At 32.0% G+C, this 18,886-nt stretch carries 17 protein-coding genes; 11 read left to right on the top strand and 6 right to left on the bottom strand.

Annotated elements, in window-relative coordinates:
• Nucleotides 1–575 precede the first annotated feature (575 nt).
• Entirely contained in the window at nt 576–1,955 is a 1,380-nt protein-coding gene (locus A9G48_RS00805) for an MATE family efflux transporter (RefSeq protein ID WP_034946427.1), read from the bottom strand.
• A gap of 184 nt (nt 1,956–2,139) precedes the next feature.
• Between A9G48_RS00805 and yejK the strand changes: the two genes are divergently transcribed.
• The 3 genes from yejK (at nt 2,140) to A9G48_RS00790 (ending at nt 5,460) form a co-directional block, all read left to right on the top strand.
• Nucleotides 2,140–3,144, top strand: coding sequence for a nucleoid-associated protein YejK (yejK, locus tag A9G48_RS00800; protein WP_034946424.1), 1,005 nt, complete (start codon nt 2,140–2,142; stop codon nt 3,142–3,144).
• A gap of 42 nt (nt 3,145–3,186) precedes the next feature.
• Nucleotides 3,187–4,029 carry a deoxyribonuclease IV gene (gene nfo, locus A9G48_RS00795; protein ID WP_034946421.1) on the top strand — a complete coding sequence of 281 codons (843 nt, stop codon included), beginning with the start codon at nt 3,187–3,189 and terminating at the stop codon, nt 4,027–4,029.
• A gap of 852 nt (nt 4,030–4,881) precedes the next feature.
• Entirely contained in the window at nt 4,882–5,460 is a 579-nt protein-coding gene (locus tag A9G48_RS00790) for a hypothetical protein (protein WP_034946418.1), read from the top strand.
• Nucleotides 5,461–5,522: 62 nt separating this feature from the next.
• Here A9G48_RS00790 and yccS read toward each other — a convergent pair whose 3' ends face one another.
• The gene (yccS, locus tag A9G48_RS00785) at nt 5,523–7,667 is read right to left on the bottom strand and encodes a YccS family putative transporter (RefSeq protein ID WP_034946416.1); all 2,145 of its coding nucleotides are present in this window, start codon (nt 7,665–7,667) and stop codon (nt 5,523–5,525) included.
• A 438-nt stretch (nt 7,668–8,105) separates the two neighbouring features.
• Here yccS and A9G48_RS00780 point away from each other — a divergent pair, with 438 nt between their 5' ends.
• Complete coding sequence (locus tag A9G48_RS00780) at nt 8,106–8,432, top strand: Grx4 family monothiol glutaredoxin (protein ID WP_034946999.1); 327 nt, start codon at nt 8,106–8,108, stop codon at nt 8,430–8,432.
• 93 nt (nt 8,433–8,525) lie between these two features.
• Here the strand turns inward: A9G48_RS00780 and rnt are convergent, their stop codons facing one another.
• Nucleotides 8,526–9,167, bottom strand: a complete 642-nt coding sequence (gene rnt, locus A9G48_RS00775) for a ribonuclease T (RefSeq protein ID WP_034946413.1) — start codon at nt 9,165–9,167, stop codon at nt 8,526–8,528.
• A gap of 802 nt (nt 9,168–9,969) precedes the next feature.
• Here rnt and A9G48_RS00770 point away from each other — a divergent pair.
• The 7 genes from A9G48_RS00770 to cysZ all read left to right on the top strand — a co-directional run bounded on the left by A9G48_RS00770 (nt 9,970) and on the right by cysZ (nt 16,707).
• Complete coding sequence (locus A9G48_RS00770; RefSeq protein WP_034946410.1) at nt 9,970–10,728, top strand: Nif3-like dinuclear metal center hexameric protein; 759 nt, start codon at nt 9,970–9,972, stop codon at nt 10,726–10,728.
• 95 nt (nt 10,729–10,823) lie between these two features.
• Complete coding sequence (dapA, locus tag A9G48_RS00765) at nt 10,824–11,702, top strand: 4-hydroxy-tetrahydrodipicolinate synthase (protein ID WP_034946407.1); 879 nt, start codon at nt 10,824–10,826, stop codon at nt 11,700–11,702.
• A gap of 36 nt (nt 11,703–11,738) precedes the next feature.
• Nucleotides 11,739–12,389, top strand: coding sequence for an outer membrane protein assembly factor BamC (gene bamC, locus A9G48_RS00760; protein WP_034946403.1), 651 nt, complete (start codon nt 11,739–11,741; stop codon nt 12,387–12,389).
• 302 nt (nt 12,390–12,691) lie between these two features.
• On the top strand, nt 12,692–13,402 hold the full coding sequence (purC, locus tag A9G48_RS00755; RefSeq protein WP_065575656.1) for a phosphoribosylaminoimidazolesuccinocarboxamide synthase: 711 nt from the start codon (nt 12,692–12,694) through the stop codon (nt 13,400–13,402).
• Nucleotides 13,402–13,857: a DUF441 domain-containing protein gene (locus A9G48_RS00750; protein WP_034946397.1), complete on the top strand. Its 456-nt coding sequence runs from the start codon at nt 13,402–13,404 to the stop codon at nt 13,855–13,857. The genes purC and A9G48_RS00750 overlap by 1 nt, the downstream gene beginning before the upstream one ends.
• 3 nt (nt 13,858–13,860) lie before the next feature.
• On the top strand, nt 13,861–15,786 hold the full coding sequence (locus A9G48_RS00745; protein ID WP_051825276.1) for a tRNA-binding protein: 1,926 nt from the start codon (nt 13,861–13,863) through the stop codon (nt 15,784–15,786).
• Between the two features lie 126 nt (nt 15,787–15,912).
• On the top strand, nt 15,913–16,707 hold the full coding sequence (cysZ, locus tag A9G48_RS00740) for a sulfate transporter CysZ (protein WP_034946993.1): 795 nt from the start codon (nt 15,913–15,915) through the stop codon (nt 16,705–16,707).
• Nucleotides 16,708–16,715: 8 nt separating this feature from the next.
• On the opposite strand, the gene A9G48_RS00735 is transcribed toward cysZ, so the two are convergent.
• The 3 genes from A9G48_RS00735 to A9G48_RS00725 form a co-directional block, all read right to left on the bottom strand.
• The gene (locus A9G48_RS00735; RefSeq protein WP_034946392.1) at nt 16,716–16,901 is read right to left on the bottom strand and encodes a YpfN family protein; all 186 of its coding nucleotides are present in this window, start codon (nt 16,899–16,901) and stop codon (nt 16,716–16,718) included.
• A gap of 139 nt (nt 16,902–17,040) precedes the next feature.
• Nucleotides 17,041–18,174, bottom strand: coding sequence for a succinyl-diaminopimelate desuccinylase (gene dapE, locus A9G48_RS00730; RefSeq protein WP_034946389.1), 1,134 nt, complete (start codon nt 18,172–18,174; stop codon nt 17,041–17,043).
• Nucleotides 18,175–18,187: 13 nt separating this feature from the next.
• On the bottom strand, nt 18,188–18,544 hold the full coding sequence (locus A9G48_RS00725; RefSeq protein ID WP_034946386.1) for an ArsC family reductase: 357 nt from the start codon (nt 18,542–18,544) through the stop codon (nt 18,188–18,190).
• Between the last annotated feature and the right edge of the window lie 342 nt (nt 18,545–18,886).

Raw genomic sequence — 18,886 nt, 5'->3', positions numbered from 1 at the left:
GTGAATGGTAATTTAACCAAATCCCTCAGTAGCTATGCTCAATTAGACAGCCGATTTGGTAGCAACAACTACCGTCAACTTGGTGCGCAAATAGGTTTGAACTATTCATTCTAATAATTTAAAAAAACTCAATAAAAAAAAGCAGCACTTAATTGGTGCTGTTTTTTTATCTATATTAAATAACTTATCTAATTAAAATAATAATTAATATTATCTCTGACATTATCATGATTAATGAAGCTTTGTTACTGAGCAAATGAAGCATATAAATAATTAAGTGTTCATTCTGTTTGATATTAATTTAATCAAATAGTTAACCTAGATTATCTTAAAGTTAAGGAATGGAATAAGAAATCAATTCTTCAAGATTATACTAGCACTCAATTTAATTTAGCGGCGCTTTGTCAAAGTGGTTCAGATTATATAAAATCAAAATAGTGATATGAAAAAAGTATTAACGCTGAATTTTGATACAATCAAGCCTATAATTACAGGCTTGATTGAGATATGTCAATAAATATTAAATTTTAATAAGTAAATAAAGGCGCTTTCCATATTATTATTAATAATTATTTTTAATTGTGATTTTGTCTTTTTTTGATTGATTTAAAGTACCAGTATAAAACAAGATAAGCAGTACCTGTAGATAATAGATCTGCTGTTGGTGCAGCAACCCAAACACCATCGAAGCCAAAAAATAGCGGCAAAATATATAATGCGGGTAATAAAATTAATATTTGTCTTGATAAACTTAATAAAATAGATACTTTTGCCATACCAATGCATTGAAAAAAGCTTGTTGTTACCATTTGAAAGCCAACAAAAATAAACGAGAGTGTAGTAAATCGTAATGCAATAGCCGAAAGTTGCACTAAATCTTCCTCGGAACTAAAAGCTCGCACCAACATATCTGGAATAAAAAATCCTAACACAAAACCGAGCGAAGTCACCACTGTAGCCACTTTAACAGCATAAAAGAAAGTCTTTTTAACGCGATCATAATTTTTAGCACCATAATTATAACCAATAATAGGTTGCATACCTTGGTTGATACCAATGACAATCATAATCACTAAAGTAATAAGCCGGTTAGCATTAGAAAAAGCAGCAATTGAATCATCGCCCGACACATTAGCAAGTGGAGCATAACGATTAAGTTGCCAGTTAATAAACACTACAACGATTGATGCTGCCATTTGCATTGAAAAAGGCGATAAACCAATTGATATTACTGATTTCGCAATTGAAAAATCAAGCTTAAAATTACGGCGATACAGCTTGATATTACTGTTTTTATTTAAAAAATGTTGCATAACAAAAGCAAAGCTAATCATCATTGAAAACGTCGTTGCCAGTGCTGCCCCACGCATTCCCCAACCTAAACCAATAATGAAAATTGGTGCTAAAATAATATTGGCAATCACACTAACAAACATTGTCAGCATGGCTTTAAAGGGATAACCACTTGCACGCATCATATTGTTGTAGTTAAAAGTGAGGGTCAAAAAGATACTACCAGGTAGAAAAATCTCTAAAAACTCTCTAGCATAAACATGGTTAACGGGGCTTGAACCTACAAAGTGTAATACTGGATCAATAAAATAGAGTAATGTAGAAAGTGTGATTCCGCTTAACACAGCCGTTAACATAAACGATGTTCCAGCAACTTTTTCGGCTTTGTCGTTTTCACCACGACCTAAAAAAATTGAAATTCGACTGGCCGAACCAATTCCAACTAACATACCAATTGCCGCTGCTAAATTCATTACTGGTAGAATAAGACCTGCAGCACTTAACGCTTCACGCCCGATCCAATGACCAATAAAAATGCCATCAATAATATTATAAAGTGTATTAACAATCGTGCCGATGATAGCTGGTAATGCATATTGCCAAAATAAAGCGCTAACTTTTTTATGTTTAAAATCATGATAAATATCGTGAGATTTCACCATATTTTTTATTCCCACTGTAGAAGTTGTTAAATTCTTAAGAAGTTTCAGATAAGATAGATGCCTAAGTATCAATTTGAAATTCATTGGCTATTAGTCTAACAGACTTATTAATTGTTGATAGCACTTTTTCAACTCTTTGATAAAATAGTTCATAATTTTTGTGATCTACATAGGAATCCCCCAAATGAGCGTACAAATAGAAAAGATCATACTACATAAATTAATTAGAAAAAATGACACTGAAATCGAACTACAACTTCGTGATTCAATGCTCGGCAATGAACAAGCAGTGGTTAATCTCATTGAAGATATCAACCGCATCTATAATAATAAAAGCAAGGCCTATGGGTTATTTAATAGTGAAAGCTTATTTGAACAATCATTAAAAGAATTGCGACTAGGTAATCAAGATTTTTTACATTTCAGTCAAGAATCAACCAAACAACTACGAAACGAACTTGCCAAATACCCTTTTGCAGAAGGGGGAACTGTAGTATTTTGTCAGTACCGTTATTTAGCGGTTGAATACTTAATTATTGCGGTATTAAATAGTTGTTTAAGTATGCTAGTTAATGAAGACTTAGATATTAGCGAAACCCAATACCTAGACATTGACCATGCCGATATTATTGCCCGTATAGATATGACCGAATGGGAAACCCAAGCCGACTCAAAACGATATTTAACCTTTTTAAAAGGACGAGTAGGGCGAAAAGTATCTGACTTTTTTATGGACTATTTAGGTGCAAGCGAGGGATTAGATGCGAAAGCGCAAAACAAAACACTGGTTAAAGCGGTCGATGATTACTGCCAAGAAATGCAATTTGACAAACAAGACAAAACCAACGCACGTGAAAGCGTCTACAATTACTGTCAAGCACAATTACAAGCTGGTGAAGAAATTGAACTAAAAAATCTAGCCAACGAACTACCAACAAGTGACGATAACAACTTTATCGAATTTATTAAAAATAGCGAATATGACTTAGAAGAAACTTTCCCCGTTGATCGTAGTGCATTGCGCCAACTTAAAAAATTCTCGGGCAGCGGTGGCGGATTAACCTTAAGCTTCGATTCAAATTTGTTAGGTGAACGTATAAAATGGGATCCACAGACTGATTCACTGGTTATTAAAGGTGTACCGCCTAATTTGCGTGATCAGTTACAACGCAATAGCGGCTCGAATTAATTATCCGTTAATCATAAACTAACAACGTTATTAGGACAAAAAATGAAATACATTGGCGCACATGTAAGTGCAGCAGGAGGGGTAGATAACGCCCCGATAAATGCCTATCAAATTGGCGCAACCGCATTTGCGCTATTTACCAAAAATCAACGACAATGGCACGCCAAACCGCTCGAAACCGCCACTATCGACAGCTTTAAAAAACGCTGCGAAAAATATGGCTTTACCAACAAACAAATTTTGCCACACGATAGTTACTTAATTAACTTAGGTCACCCCGATAGCGAGCAGCTTGAAAAATCACGCACTGCGTTTTTAGACGAAATGCAACGTTGTGAACAATTAGGATTAACATTACTCAATTTTCACCCCGGAAGCGATCTAAAACAAATATCGGTTGATGAATGTCTAGCACGCATTGCCGAATCGATTAATATTACGCTCGACAAAACACAAAATGTGGTTGCTGTTATCGAAAATACGGCAGGGCAAGGCTCTAACTTGGGCTATAAATTTGAACATCTTGCGCAAATCATTGACCAAGTCGAAGACAAAAGCAGAGTTGGTGTTTGCATTGACACTTGCCACGCCTTTGCCGCTGGTTACGATTTACGTACCGAACAAGCTTGCCAAGAAACTTTTGCTGAGTTCGAAAAAATAGTCGGTTTTCAATATTTACGAGGTATGCACTTAAACGATGCTAAAAGCGAATTTGCTAGCCATGTCGATCGCCATCACAGTTTAGGCAAAGGCAATATTGGTGAAACTGCATTTAAATATATCATGCAAGACCCAAGAATTGACGAGATTCCTCTTATTTTAGAAACTATTGATCCCGATATCTGGGCACAAGAAATAAGTTGGCTAAGGGAACAGGGCAAATAATATGAAAAAACATAACCTAATGCTTATTATCTCTATGACTTTTTATTGCTTTGCAATATCAACTACGTGTAAATTAATAAAATAGATGAGTGATAATCAACAAATACTATGTTAAAAGATATTAAATATCTAAACAGATTTTATCTGTCAATTATGTAGATTCTGAAAAACTATTCTGCTTTACACCAGTCTTCGAAAGTTTTGAATCTAAAATAAACATGCAGAATAAAAATTTTAACTAAATAAAAATATATAATATAGGTAAAACTCGTGATCTTGTTTTGAAAATAGCTGCATTTCAGAACAAGCCTATTACGAGATTTGCGCTTATTAAGTTAATAAGCTATATCAGTCACAATGTCTAACTTCAATTGCAGCATTAAATTCATATGCTTTATAAATATTCAAAATTTATGAATATTACCTATTTGTATTGTCAAATTGAATTGCCACAAAATTTATCATATGAAGTTAACTTAGATAATATATTTGTATGCATTGAACAAATTTATAGCAATAATGATTAAAAATTTCAATAGATAGGAAGGTTATTTAAAGAGTTACCATTAGTATTGATTGTGTTTGAACGTTACTTATTTGGCATAGCTTACCTATTTTATATCACAGTATCGAACAAAAGCATTCTAAATATTAACAATTAGCAATGTGATAAAAAGAAAATTAATAAGGTTAATAAAAGGATAATTTTTATAAAATTGAATATAATAGGTATTAATAAATTTATTGATCTTCAATGATCAATTTTAGGTGTATTAACTGTATTTAAATGCTCGGATAAATTTTAATGTTTTGATTTTAAATGCATACAAAATAAGGTAATAGGTTGATAATATGAATAAGCAATTTAGAAAAATCTGTCAGTTTCTTGTTTTAACGCTATTGAATTTTTACAGTTATGCTGGAGATTCTCACTCATTGCATGCAAAAAACGATAGCCAATTATCATCGATTAGTAACGTTAATTTATATGAAATACAATATATTGATTATATTAAAAATAAAAGTAAATTTGCATTCATTCCTATAACAAATCAGATACTTGCACATGGTGGCAATTCTGTTATGGCGTTTCTTATTCCTCACGAAAACAACCATGTTGATCCTATTAATACTGAATACAAAAAAAAGATTTATCTTATTGAGAGTAAGTATCGTGAGATTTTGATCGCTAAAGCAGGCTTATCTGACTCAGATACTGTTTTCATTTATGATAATGTATTTAAACAAATATTATCTTTTGACATTCAAGATTTACAAGTTTTAGCAATTATTAACCCTAATAATAGCACTGAAGAAGGACCTTTTTATGAATCAGACTATCTTTTGGGGTTTGAAATAAATGCGGACAAATTAAAAAATTTTACGGAGCCTTTAGTTTATATAGGTAAAAAAAATCCTTTTACAAAATAGATTAGTACAACAATAAAGAACAAATTATTATAGATTTGAAACTTTGCTATGGCGAAAAATGATTAATTTTTTTTAATTTCAAGTGTAGTTATTAGATTAACTAATTCAGGTAAAATATCTAAAATTAAAGCAAGTTGCTGTATAATTAATAGATCATTACTTTTATGATTATCGCTATCGGGTATTTTTTCAATATAATTTATCACTGATTGCTGGATTTTTTTGTAATTATCATTAATCTTTTTATCGTTTAAAAGATTAATGATATAAACTGATACATCATCAAATAGCTCAAGAGCAAAATTAGTGATGGTTATGCCTCGATTTGCCCCTAGAGTTGAAAGGTAACTAATTAAAGTGTGATTAAGGGTTAATAAACGAAAGCCTTGCTCAATAACACTTTGGTCAACATGGGGTTCTTTGGTCATCAAACTAATTAATGACGATAAATCAGCGTTACTATCATGTGCTGCTCGTCTTGCTAAACGATACATTAGATCATTGGTTTTACCGGTTAAGTACTGTCGACCAATTAACGCCAAATAGTGGCTATCATCATGGCAAACACGATCAACTAATTTAGGAAGATTTCTAAATTTCCAATCTGGCCAAATAAAACTTACTGCGAACCAAGCTATAAAACAACCTATCAGCGTAGCGATAATGCGTAAGATAGCTACTTCAATACTGCTTTCTCCAATTAAGCTAAAGCTAAAAAAGACTAATAAGGTAATAAATGCAGTAGCATAAGCATATTGCGAATTTTTAAATAGAAAAAATAGCCATCCTGTAATGATGATTAAAACTAATTGTTCTTCAATGCTCGGGAATAAATAAGTCAATGGAATACCAATGATGATGCCTAATATTGTACCTAAAATGCGTAATTTTAATCGATATTTTGTGGTTGAATAGTTTGGTTGGCAAACAAAAAGACTTGTTAGAATAATCCAATACCCATGTGAAAGTTCTGAAAAATGAATGAGCATATACCCAACAAATAAAACAATACTCATTCTAATTGCATGCCGAAAAAGTGCTGATTGAACCGTCAAGTTTCGTTTAATTTTAATAAAAATATCAGAAAAACTAGTTAATTCTTCATCGATTAATCGATTATTTTCTTGTTCTTTTGAAAGATGTTGTTCTTTATCAATATTGGCAAGAAGCAGATCAATAGATTGCAGATTTTGATGTAAATTTTGCAATGATTTAATAAGTAATGTATCAGCTTTATTATTATTTTGAAATACTAAAATAGCTTCTTCTAGATATAAAAAATATCGATTAAACAGCGGATCGTGTTGATAAGTTTGATTTAGTTTAATTGCTAATGCTAATTTGGTACAGGCTTTAGCTTGTAGATTTAAAATTCGCGCAAAACGAAATAAAATATCACTGTGTTTAAACTGTAGGCTTAAAGCTTGGTAATCACCATGTGCAGAATTTGCTCGTTCATGAATATCTTGTGCTACAAAGTAATAACTCAACATTTTTCTAATGTAAGATTGTCCTCGATAGCTTTTTAAACGATCGAATAATGAGCGTTTAGTTTGATTAAAGGCATTAATTAATTGATTATTACTTTTGGTTAACTTTACTGTTTGCTTTTTAAAAGCATTTGTTTCATCTGGATCGAACATTGCTGCTTTTGCATCAAGATACTGCGCTAATGTCATAAAACAATTAGATAAAGTTTGTTGGGTTGTTCGGGTAGGCTGAATAATTGATTCAATCAACGAAACAACATTATACCATAGAGCTCCAAATAATAAAAAATAAGAAAACATATAATTATCGGTATATAGATTATGACCAAGCATGGTATAAGCTGCAATCAATAATGAACCAAATGCTATTACACCATAACGTTGCCCTAATGAACCGAGCATAATGAAAATAAATGTGGAAGACACCAACCCCATTATGAACATGAATGGATAGTCAAATAATAATTCTACCGAAAAAGTGGCTATAGCAAAACAAATCAGGGTGATAACTAAATTAATACACCGTGATAACAATCGCGTGTCAATTTCAGTTAATCCAGCAGCTACTACGCCTAACGTCAGTGGAATAACAAAGGACACTTGTCCAAAATACCACGGTACCAAAGTTGAGCCAGCTAAACTAATTAACATACGAATACTAAAAAGTAAATTACTACTGTAAAAAACTTTACGTAACGCTAGAATAAATGGATGCACAATGTATTGAAATGTTTGTAAGTTGGGATAATGGTTAGTAGCATACTATATTGTGATTGTTTGGAAAAGAATTTGTGATATTGATTACGTAAAATTAAATAATTTTAAAGAAAATAAATTATTTCAATAAAACTACACATTGGTGTGTTAAGAAATCAAAAATTTCTATTTTTGAAAATAATTATTACAAAAATAGGTATATTCTTTTGCTCAAAAAATTCTGTTTATCAAAGGTTTTTAGTATTACTTTTTTATTTTAATATAATTTAACTAATTAATTAATATTATATTAATGCTGCGTTATTTTTTCTGTTATCAAATATTGAGAGTTAATTACCTTTAAAACAAATATATGGATTGTAGTATTATAGAGTTAAATTCTAAGTTAAAATAATTAAAGCTACAAATTAAGAAGGATTAAACGTTATGGGAACAGAAATGACAACACTTGAAAAAATTAAAAAACAGATTGCTGAAAATCCAATTATTATTTATATGAAAGGTTCTCCTAAATTTCCAAGTTGTGGGTTTTCAGCTCAAGCTGTGCAAGCTTTATCTCAATGTGGTGTGCCTTTTGCTTACGTCGATATTTTACAAAATCCAGATATTCGCGCAGAATTACCTAAATATGCTAATTGGCCAACATTTCCACAACTGTGGGTTGACAAAGAGCTAGTTGGTGGTTGCGATATAATGCTTGAAATGTTTCAAACTGGTGAGTTGCAAGCTTTGATTAAAGAAACAGTTGAAAAATACAATTTGTAAATATTGTATTATTATCAATAACAATGACGTTATTCTGACTAACTACGTAAAAGAGTTGATTAAAACTCTTTTACTAATATGCTTTTTTGACAATCACTTATTATCTAAAAAGGTAAGTGGCCAGCCACCTAATCGTTTAAAACGATTCACAATTTCACAAAATAAAATTGCTGTTTTTTCGGTATCATATAGTGCTGAATGTGCTTGTTTATGATCAAACGGGATTTTTGCAATTTCACAAGCTTTTGCTAATACGGTTTGACCAAATACTAATCCACTTAACGCTGCAGTATCAAAAGTTGCAAAAGGGTGGAAGGGGTTACGTTTAATGTCAGTACGCTCTGCTGCAGCCATCAAAAAGCTGTGATCGAAATGAGCATTGTGTGCCACAATGACTGCGCGCGAGCAGTCATTAATTTTTATGCCTGTTCTTACCATTTTAAAAATCTTTTCTAAAACAATTTTTTCATCAACAGCTCCGCGCAATGGATTTGTAGGGTCTATGCCATTAAATGCTAGTGCACTAGGCTCTAAAATTGCATTCTCAAACGGTTTTACATTAAATTGTATTTTTTCGTCTGGATTAAGCCAGCCGTCTTTGTCCATCTTCAAGGTAACAGCTGCTATTTCAAGAACAGCATTGAGCTTAGGGTTGAATCCCGATGTCTCTATATCAATCACAACTGGATAAAAACCGCGAAACCGTTCGCATAATCTAGCATTTGGCACAATAATCTTCTTATCTATCTAAAATGAAACTCATTATGCCAGTTTTTAAATGATTCGCCTAGTTCTACCTTTGACAATTAAAACTTAAGCATTAATTTTTTACTTAATTTAATTTTATAGTAATTTTTGCTTGGGATTTTTAAGCTTTCTAATCTACTTTTGATTAATACGTTTAGAATGTTAGCTGTACATTTTAAATGTAATTCATGTTTTGTAATATTTCTTTAGCCAAATCGAGTCGATATCAGGGGGGAATATTTGTAATTGAATAGAAAATTAGTATTAATCTTATTAAGTTCTTAACATATGAATAGCGAAAAAAATAGCGATAATTATCCTTAATTTAACTCTTAGAATGATACAATCTCATCTTCCCTCATGATTATATCATTCTACTAACTAAGTTAAAAAAATTGCTTGATTATAGCTATAAATCTTATCTTGTTTTTTGTTAATTAATTAAATTTTTAAGGCAAATAGAATAAATAAAGCAAAGAGCTTAAATGTGTTTAATAATCTAGTTTGGTAACTACGTTACATGACAAATTGCACATATAAAATATGTAAATGAGATAAAAATTAAAAGTGATTATAATTTTGATTAAGTAAAAGGTCGCCGATTAATTTTTCTAATTATACTAAAAGTTAACAAAATTAAATAAATTTAAAAATATTCCTTATTGATAAATTATGATATTACTATGTAATAAGTTAAAATAAAAAAATAGCTATGTTATAAAAAATAATAAATGCATCATAAAATTGGAAAATACATAATCAAGACAGCACAATAAAAAGTGGGGAAAAAGTGCAAAATATTGAACTTCAACACATTATTGATAATAAATTGCAAGTTTCACGTTTTCGTGACTATGCACCTAATGGTTTGCAGGTTCAGGGTCGTTGTGAAATAAAAAGAATTGTTACAGGTGTTACTGCCTGTCAATTATTATTGGATAAAGCAGTTGAGCTACAAGCCGATGCAGTGTTAGTTCATCATGGTTATTTTTGGAAAAATGAGCCTCAGACCATAACAGGCATTAAATACCAACGTATTAAAACGTTATTATTGAATGATATAAATTTGTTTGGTTACCATCTTCCTTTAGATGCGCATGATGTTTTAGGCAATAATATTCAACTTGCGGAATTATTAAATATAGAGGTTGATAAGCGTGAAGATATGACCAATCTTCTTTTTAAAGGTACGCTAAAAAAACCATTGTCTGCACTTGAATTTAAGGAAAAACTTGAACAATTGTTGCACAATAAACAGCGTTCAGTATTATTTTGTGGTGATAATGCACCGCAAATAATAAAACGTGTTGCTTGGTGTAGTGGAGGAGGACAAGATTTTATTGAATCTGCTGCTGAACAGGAGGTTGATGCATTTTTTACTGGTGAAGTGTCAGAAAGAACAATTCATATTGCTCGTGAATATGGTATTAATTTTTATGCGGCTGGGCATCATGCTACTGAGCGCTATGGTATTAAAAAATTAGGGGAATGGTTGTCTATACATTATGACTTAGAAGTTATTTTTATCGATATTGATAACCCAGCATAACAAAAGTTGAATTTATACAAGAAATATCGCATACTTACGCGTAGATTTTTTATTCTTTAAGTCATTTGAAAATAAATAATATGAGAGGTCATTTTATGTTTACAGGAAGTCTGGTCGCACTTGTCACTCCAATGGATAACAAAGGAAACATAGACCATGTAAGCTTAAAAAAACTGGTTGAATATCATATTGCTAATGGAACCTCAGCTATTATTTCCGTCGGAACAACAGGCGAATCGGCAACGCTTGATTATCAAGAACATATCGATGTAATTAAACGAACAATTGATTATGCAGATGGGAGAATTAATGTCATTGCAGGAACAGGTGCTAATGCAACCAAAGAAGCTATTGAGTTAACTCGTCGCGTTGAAAACATTGGTGTTATTGGGTGTTTAACTGTCGCGCCATATTATAATAAACCTACTCAAGAAGGGATGTACCAACACTTCAAAGCTATTGCTGAAAATACTGCATTGCCTCAAATTCTTTACAATGTGCCAGGTCGTACTAGTAGCGACCTTAAGCCTGAAACAGTTGGGCGATTATCGAAAATTAAAAATATTGTAGCACTAAAAGATGCAACTGGTGATTTGTCTAGAGTATATAAAACGCGAAAGTTAGTGGGCAATGAGTTTATATTATTAAGTGGTGATGATTCAACTTTTGTCGATTTTATGATTTTAGGCGGTAACGGCGTTATTTCTGTTACTGCTAATGTTGCAGCTAAACAAGTTGCAAAAATTTGTCAACTAGTTGTCAATAACCAAATTCAGGAAGCCCGTGCGCTAAACGATTCATTATTAGCGTTACATAATAACTTATTTATTGAACCAAACCCAACACCGGTAAAATGGGCTTGTGCTAAATTAGGTTTAATAGATACAGCTACAATCCGTTTACCATTAATATCGCTGACAGATACTTCTATTCCAGCGGTTGAAAAAGCTTTAAATGATGCCAATTTATTGTAATTTATTTTATAACCTTTAATTTATAAGCAGATATCTATGTTGAATAAAACCAGATTTAAAAGCAACACCATAAAAAAAACAGTCATTTTGACAGCTATTGCCTCGCTATTCTTAGCTGGGTGCGGTAGCGATCAAAGTTATAGAAAAGAAGTTGAAGGAAATGATGATTATTTAAATTCACCAGAATTGAAACCTTTGATTGTTCCACAAGGTGTAACAATTCCTACTGAAACGAACGATTTTTATATTTACCGTACGAATACTGAAGGTGCTATTGGTAAACAAGTTGATATTCGCCCTCCTACTATTCCAATTTCAACCATTCCAAATTCTTCTGTTTCTTATCATCATGATGTGGTGACTTTAAATGTACCGGCAAATAGTAATGTATGGGAATTTATTCCAAATTCGCTAACGAAAAGAAATATTGGTATTGTTAATAATGACAGTAAATCCATTATCACTGCGAGCACTTTTGTTTTCCCAAATGATAAAGATCAGGCTATTCAAGCTTCGTTTATCATTCAGCGACAAAAATCTTATGGTGATTTCGAAAATATCACATTTGGTTTGAAAACACTGACACGAGGAGAAGAAGATCTATCAACCGATCCGATTGAAATTCAACGATACATAGTACGTTTATTTAATATGATAATGGATGATGCGGTATCTGAATCTTCCTGAACTATTTCAGTAAGCATAAATGAATAAGGTAAAAGTAATAAGACTGCTGCTGAGAATCAAAGGGAAACCAAGATATTAAACTCAATCTCCTTAAAGTAAAAGTATACTGTTAGTGTTAAAATTTAACTTATTATTTAGTAAAGGAAAATGTAATTATTTTGCTGCTATAAAACGTAAAAATGTTATTATTCAAGCTGACTAATAAAATTAGTGAGAGTAATAATAACACTATGTTTTAAATCTTAGGAGAGAATAGCGCTTTAATTAATTATTTATTTGTCATTTGATATAAGGTTATAAGCATGAAAAAATTGGCTGAACTTTATCGCGGTAAAGCAAAAACTGTTTATACAACGGATAATCCTGAACTGTTGATACTTGAATTTCGTAACGATACTTCAGCATTTGATGGTTTACGTATTGAGCAGTTAGATAGAAAAGGGATGATTAATAATAAATTTAATTATTTTATTATGACAACATTACGTGAAGCAGGTATCCCGACTCAAGTAGAAGCCTTATTATCAGACAATGAAGTAATCGTTAAAAAACTTGATATGGTGCCAGTTGAATGTGTTGTTCGCAATCGAGCTGCTGGATCATTGGTTAAACGCTTGGGCGTTAAAGAGGGGCAAATTCTTAATCCACCAACTTTTGAATTATTTCTAAAAGATGATGCATTACATGATCCAATGGTTAATGATTCGTACTGTAAAACTTTTAATTGGGTGAGTGATGAACAGTTAGCAAAAATGAAGGAGCTTAGCTTTAAGATTAATCATATTCTGACGGAACTGTTTGATAGATCAGGTTTTATATTGGTTGATTATAAGCTTGAATTTGGATTGTTCAAAGGTGAAGTTACATTAGGTGATGAGTTTTCACCAGATGGTTGCCGTCTATGGGAAAAAGAAACCCTTAAGAAAATGGATAAAGATCGTTTTCGCCAGGATTTAGGTGGTGTCATTGAAGCTTATGAAGAAGTAGCGAAACGAATTGGTGTTCAATTATAATGTTTGCTCAATTTGATATATCCTTTTTTCTTCTATTAGGTTTAGCAGCACTGTGTTATTTAACGCATAACAATACAGTTACGTTTGCTGTTATTTTATTATTGTTGTTCAAATTAACTCCACTTGCTGCTTATTTTCCTTTCTTAAATAAATATGGTTTAACTGTTGGGATTGTGATTTTAACAGCTGCAATGATGGTACCTCTTGCTGATGGTTCTTTGAAAGTCATAGATATTTTAAGATCATTTACTACATTGCAATCGCTCTTAGCGATTTTGGTTGGTATCTTTGTATCTTGGCTTGGAACGCGAGGTATAGCACTTATTGGGGCACACCCAACTATAATTAATGGACTAATTATAGGGACATTATTTGGTGTAGCTTTTTTCAAAGGCATTCCTGTAGGACCATTGATTGCAGCTGGGCTATTATCATTGTTGATTGGAAAAAGCTAGTTTATGCATGATCCTAATAGCACAAGAAAGCTATGGGTACTACGTGGTGTAGCGGCTAAGTTATTTGATCAAGTAAGTGTTACTATTAGCCAGCATTCAGGTGATTGGATTATCGTTACGGAACAGACAAATTTACCTGATTCTCTTATTAATGTTATTTTGCCCAATAAAACAAAAAAATTATTAGGACAGCAATATCTTCATGCTATCTTTGATGCAACTCAAGGTTTTAATCTTGATGCCTTTGCCATGTTAGCTGGAACTTTGATCAAAGGTAGTGTTCTTATATTATTTTTGCCAGAAAATTTTTCTACTTGGCAAGATCAAGATAGTTTACGTTGGAATGAAAAACCTTATCCCATACAAGTTCCTAATTTTGTTACTCATTTGGAGCAAACATTAAATGAATTTATTCCGTTTCCTAATTATCAATTCCCACAACCTCATGGTTCAACTTGCAATTTAGTGGAACAACAAACTATACTCAACAAGTTGTTAAAAAGTGATAAAACTATTAAAGTCCTTATTGCGAAAAGAGGGCGCGGTAAATCAGCGTTAGCTGGGCAATTTACTCATTTTAAAGATTGCTTAGTGACAGCGCCAAATAAGAATGCGTTAACTACATTTTTTCAATTTGCAAAAGGTGATATCCCCTTTTATGCGCCAGATGAATTAATAGCATCTACGATTGATAATTTCCCTAATTACCTTATTATTGATGAAGCAGCAATGATACCTTTGCCAATATTGGAAAAGTTACTGCAGTTAGCTATTTATAAAAATAGTTATATATTATTAACGACAACGGTAGAAGGCTATGAAGGTACAGGGCAAGGTTTCATATTAAAACTACTTAAAAATTACTCCTGTGAGTTTTTTTCTCTTAATATGCCTATTCGTTGGTGTGATAATGATGAGCTTGAATCTTTTACTGATCACTTATTGCTAAATGGTTTATTTCCAGTAGCGTTGCAGCCGTTACCTATTCAACAACCAATGAATTATTCTATTGTTAACCGTGATGATATCATTTCGTTAAAGCAGATTTTTTACTTATTAAAAGATGCACATTATCAAACGACTTTAGTTGATTTAAGGCGTATTTTTGATGCCCAAAATTTAGCGGTGTGGCAGGTAAAAATAGGCAATAACTTTATTGCTGCGGCAATCACAATTAATGAGGGTAATTTGTCAGATGAATTAATTGATGATATTTGGAAAGGTGTACGCCGACCAAAAGGTAATTTAGTTGCTCAATCGCTAGTAGCACATGCAGGTAACAAACAAGCCGCTAAATTAATGTCGGTTCGAATTAATCGAATAGCCGTAATCGAATCTTATCGCCGACAACATATTGCTCACCAATTGATTCAGAATATTTTAGAAGATGCGATAAAATATGGTAAAGATTATTTATCGGTTAGCTTTGCCTACCATCATGAAACTTCTCGGTTTTGGTCTATGTTAGGTTTTATGATTGTGCATGTTGGTAGCCATAAAGAAGCCAGTAGCGGTAGTTATTCAATCATGGCGATAAAACCGATTACAACAGAAGGCTATAATTTGGCCTACAGCATGAATAAAAGGTTACGACGTAACATTTATTGGTTAAAAAATATTATTGATTTGCCGTTCGATAATCTATTATTAGCCGATTCTGACCAACATTTATCTACTCAAGATCTAGAGGAATTGCAAGGATTCTGTCACTATCATCGATCTTATGAAGCAACTTATGCTGCTTTGTGCCGATTAAATCTTTACAACGACAAACAAAGTAATTTAGGCAAACTACCAGTATTAGCAATGTTACTGCTAAATAAAAAATGTGAAGCTTTAGTCATTCAACAATTTAATTTGACTGGGCGAAAAGCGTTAATACAGACAATTAAACAAGAAGTAAAGCAATGGTTAGATAATTATTTTTAAAATTTATTATATAATATCAATGTAAAATATTAATAATTATCATTGCTGGCTTGCCTATTAGGAACTTAAAATAATCATATTTAATAGTTAAAAGGAATAGTTGTGATTCAAAATAACTTAGATAAGATAAGACAATTTAAACATTCAAATACGGCACGTAATAAACCAAAAAGCGGTTTTGAATACTTTATTCAAGGTTGGGCTTTAGCATTTAGTCCAGGAATCAGACGTTTCATATTTCTACCGTTATTGGCTAATATTGTCATAATGTCAGCCCTATTTTATTGGTTTTTTTCCGAGATTACGGGAATGATTGATTGGGGATTATCTTTTGTTCCTAGCTGGCTTCATTGGCTTGGCTATATTATTAGCTTTATCGTTATTTTAACATTGGTGATCTTATTTTGTTATTTCTTTAGCACAGTTGCTAATATTATAGCGGCACCATTTAATGGGTTACTTGCTGAGCAAGTTGAAGCCAAATTAACGGGAACACCTGCTCCAGATACTTCTTGGATAAATTTAATAAAAGATTTACCTAGAATATTCAGTCGCGAAATACAAAAGTTAATTAATTACTTGTTATGGGCTATTCCTATTTTATTAACTTACTTTATTCCTGTTATTGGGCAAAGCATAACTCCTATTATTTGGTTTTTATTTACTGCTTGGCAAATTAATATTCAATATGCAGATTACCCATTTGATAATCATAAAATAACCTTTCATCGTATGCGTGAATTACTAAAACAAGATAAAATTGATAATATAATATATGGCATATTAGTAAGTTTGTTCACGGTAGCTCCGGTGTTAAATTTGATTATTATGCCAATTGCGGTTTGCGGATCAACAGCAATGTGGGTTGATCGTTATCGCCATCAGGCTCTTTTTTCAAGCAATAGCAATGATTTTCGTTGAAATCGAAATTAATTCTTTTTAGGGGTAGGGGGCCAATCATCATCGTCATCATCTTGATAAGGGATAGGCTTTGTCCCTTTCTTTTTATCCAAATAACCTCTAAAATTAAGTTTGTTTAGTGCTTTTATAGTATTGATAAAAACGCCAAAAAGAACAATAAGAATTATCCACCAATAAATTTTAAGCCACTCCATTCTATTTCTCCAATAAATCATTTTAACTAATGTACTCGATTTTTATTTTATTGGTCGCTAACCGACACATCAACACATTTATCAAAAGCACTAAAATTAAAAGTGTTCTCACTTCTAAATAATATATTTTCTTTCAATCTTATAATAACTTTTCAAGGATTCTTTGGTAAATTTTTTTTAATGTTATAATATCTTGGCAACTGGCATTTTCATTAACTTTATGAATCGTTTTATTTAGCACCCCAAATTCGATTATTTGGCATCCCATTTTGGCAATAAAACGCCCATCTGAAGTTCCACCAGTAGTTGATAATTGAGCATCAATACCAGTAAATTCTTTTATTGCATTTATAGTAGCATTAGTCAACTCGCCTTGTGGCGTTAAAAATGGATGTCCGGATAATCGCCAATTGAGTTTATATTTTAAATTATGCTTTTGTAAGATATTTTCAACACGTGATTTAATCATTTCATCGGTAAGTTCGCTACTATAACGAAAGTTAAATTGTACCGTCAAATCACCAGGTATGACATTTTCTGCACCTGTTCCACCATTGATATTTGCCACTTGCATGACAGTTTTAGGAAAATATTTATTACCATTATCCCAACTTGTTGAAATAAGTTCATTCAAAGCGGGAGCAAATCGATGTACCGGATTATCTGCAAGATGAGGATAAGCAACATGGCCTTGGATTCCATGAATCACCAGATTAGCAGTTAGTGAACCACGGCGCCCGTTTTTAATTTGATCGCCTAATATTGCATTGCAAGAAGGTTCTCCTACAATACAGAAATCAACACGTTCTTGGCGTTTCATGAGTAAATCGACAACTTTTCTTGTACCATCGGTTGCATCAGCTTCTTCATCAGAGGTAATTAAAAATGCTACACGCCCTGTATGGTTAGGGTTGTTTTTTACAAAATCTTCTGCGGCACAAATCATCGCAGCGATACCACTTTTCATGTCTGATGCGCCACGACCATAAAGTACTCCATTTTCATTAATGGTTGGTTCAAAAGGTGGGTATTGCCATTTGCTTTCATCACCAACAGGGACCACGTCGGTATGTCCTGCAAACATAATTGTTTTGTCTGTTGGATTGCCGTGATAAGCCCACAAATTTTTTGTATTACCAATATTTACTGTCTCAATATTAAAACCTAGTGGTTTTAATCGCTCAATAAGTATTTTTTGACAATTTTTATCATCAGGGCTTATTGATTTTTCGGCAATTAGCTCTTTAGTTAAATTAATCACAGGTTCAATCATGGCAATCTCGATTTTAATTAGATAGGTTAATAAATTGGGTGTAATTTTCTTCTGAAAATCCAACTAAAGCACGTTTACCATTAATGAGTAAAGGACGTTTTAAAATTGAAGGGTTTTCTAACATGAGTTGCTTGGCTACTTGTTCATTATTAATTCGAATACGAATCGATTCATCAAGTTTTCGCCAAGTGGTCCCACGGGTATTGAGTAAATTTTGCCAATCAATTAGTTGAAGAAAAGAGTGCAATAGTTCGGATGAAAGCCCGTCTGTTTTGTAATTATGAAACTGATAATTAATGTGGTGTTCATCAAGCCAAGTAAAAGCTTTTTTCATTGTATTACAATTTTTAATACCATAAATAATATACATAAATCACAACCTAAAGAAAATAATGAAAATGAATTATAACAGTTAACTGTTTATATCACCAATTAAGTCTGATTAATATTAAATCAATTCCTAATAGGTATTAACATTTAGTAATGTACAAACAGAACATGTTGATTATCTTCATTAAGCTAAAGTATTCCAAAGCTTAAGAATCTAATGATTATTGAAAATGGCATTTAAACAAGGATGCAATTTAAAACCAATGTTATACCCATTATTAACAATGAATGTTCTTTAAAAAAAATTATTTGTTGTGTTTTTCTAATTTTTTATTGTGGAATTGCGAATAATTCGCATTTTAAAACTAAAAATAATGGCTAT

It is taken from the genome of Gilliamella sp. wkB18, from assembly GCF_001690875.1.
Lineage (GTDB): Bacteria > Pseudomonadota > Gammaproteobacteria > Enterobacterales > Orbaceae > Gilliamella > Gilliamella apicola_A.
The sequence above is the reverse complement of the archived record's forward strand: the minus strand, read 5'-3'. Positions and strand labels throughout refer to the sequence as shown.